The sequence below is a fragment of the Arthrobacter sp. STN4 genome, assembly GCF_024539665.1.
GTDB lineage: Bacteria > Actinomycetota > Actinomycetes > Actinomycetales > Micrococcaceae > Specibacter.
In genome coordinates, this window is record NZ_JAKZGX010000073.1 from 1 (window position 1) to 1,361 (window position 1,361).

The following is a 1,361-nucleotide window of genomic DNA, read 5'->3' on the forward strand; positions in this document are numbered from 1 at the left end:
TCGGTGGACCCTTTTATGTTCAAAGTCAAGCCGTGAGATGTTGTAGCTGACGATAGATGCTGCGGGCAATATAGCGTTTCAGGATGCGTTTGATCTCGCGGTAGCTCAAGCCTTGTGCGGTGCGTCGTTCCACGTATTGCTTGGTTTGCTCATCGCACCGCATGCGGGTTTTGGCGATCACGTCCAGGGCGCTGTTCAACTGCCGGTCACCATGGCGGTTGAGCCGGTGGCGCACGGTGTTTCCCGACGACGCCTGCAACGGTGCGGCGCCGGCCAGCGCGGCGAAGGCGGCCTCGGAACGGATCCTGCCGTGGTGCGAGTATGCGACGAGGATGGCACCGGCAGTGACGGGGCCGACGCCAGTCTGGTTCTGCAGTCCTGGGGCGAGCTCCTCTCCGAGTTCGGCCAGCTGCTCTTTGTTCCGTTTCAGCTGCTTGTCGGCGCGGAGGACCGACGAGGCCAGCCGGACCGCTTCATCCCGTGCAATGCGTTGTTCTGCCGTGTCATCCGTGCGCTGGCGCCAGGCGCTGATGTCGATGAGCTGGCGGTCCGTGAGGGCCTTCCTCGTCTCGAGGCCGAGATTGATTTCGCGCACCAGCGCATTCAAGGCGTTTCGATCCACGGTGCGTTGGTGATCGACACGCCGCCGGCTGGCCAACAGTACGCTGATCGCGGCGCGTACGCCCTCGGCCCGCGGGTACATGAGCGCTGCGGTGTCTTTACCCAGGACGCCCATCGCGGCGGCTGTCGCATCGATTTCATCGGTTTTTCCGACCCCGGCACGGGCCTGCCTCTTCGGCGGTTTCGCCTCGACCACCGGGATGCTTTTGGCAGTCAACATGGCGGTGATCGAAGATCCGTAGGAACGGGTTCCTTCCACTGCCGCCAGCACCTCGCCGGTGGAGCTCCGGCCGATCCAGGCGATTGCCCGCCGCATCCCGGCGGGACTGACCGGGAAGGCCTCACAACCTTCCTGTGCACCGGTTCGGGTGTTGATGGCGGCGTAGGTGTGGGTTCGGGCATGGGTATCAATGCCGATGACGTAGTCGTATTTTTCTGTCACCAAGGTCATGGCGGTGTTCCTCCGATTCCGGTTGATGGCCGTTAGCACGGCACCGGTCTGGGCGGGGGTTCTCGTCAGGCAAATCTCTAATGAGGCACGCCACCAGTGGCAGCGGCCAACCTTTTATCAAGCCATGGCAAGAGGCCAGGTCGGTGCGAGTCCACCCGGATGGACGAGTCCACCGAAAGGCACGTTTAACGAATCAACGGCCAGATCAAGGCTGAGTCACATCCGGGTGGATTCGCACCATCCTGCCAGCCGGTGCCAGACCAGCCAAATCCAATTAGAGATCAAGGCT

The 1,361-nt window shown here is 62.3% G+C and carries 1 protein-coding gene; it reads right to left on the reverse strand.

The window, feature by feature from the left end:
• Positions 1–25 precede the first annotated feature (25 nt).
• Positions 26–1,072 (reverse strand): IS110 family transposase, encoded by a 1,047-nt coding sequence (locus MMF96_RS19365; RefSeq protein ID WP_256884472.1) that lies wholly within the window; start codon positions 1,070–1,072, stop codon positions 26–28.
• Positions 1,073–1,361: the final 289 nt, after the last annotated feature.

Bases quoted from the DNA above. Each gene is read 5' to 3' on its own strand.
- MMF96_RS19365 (WP_256884472.1), bottom strand. From the start codon at position 1,072: ATGACCTTGGTGACAGAAAAATACGACTACGTCATCGGCATTGATACC.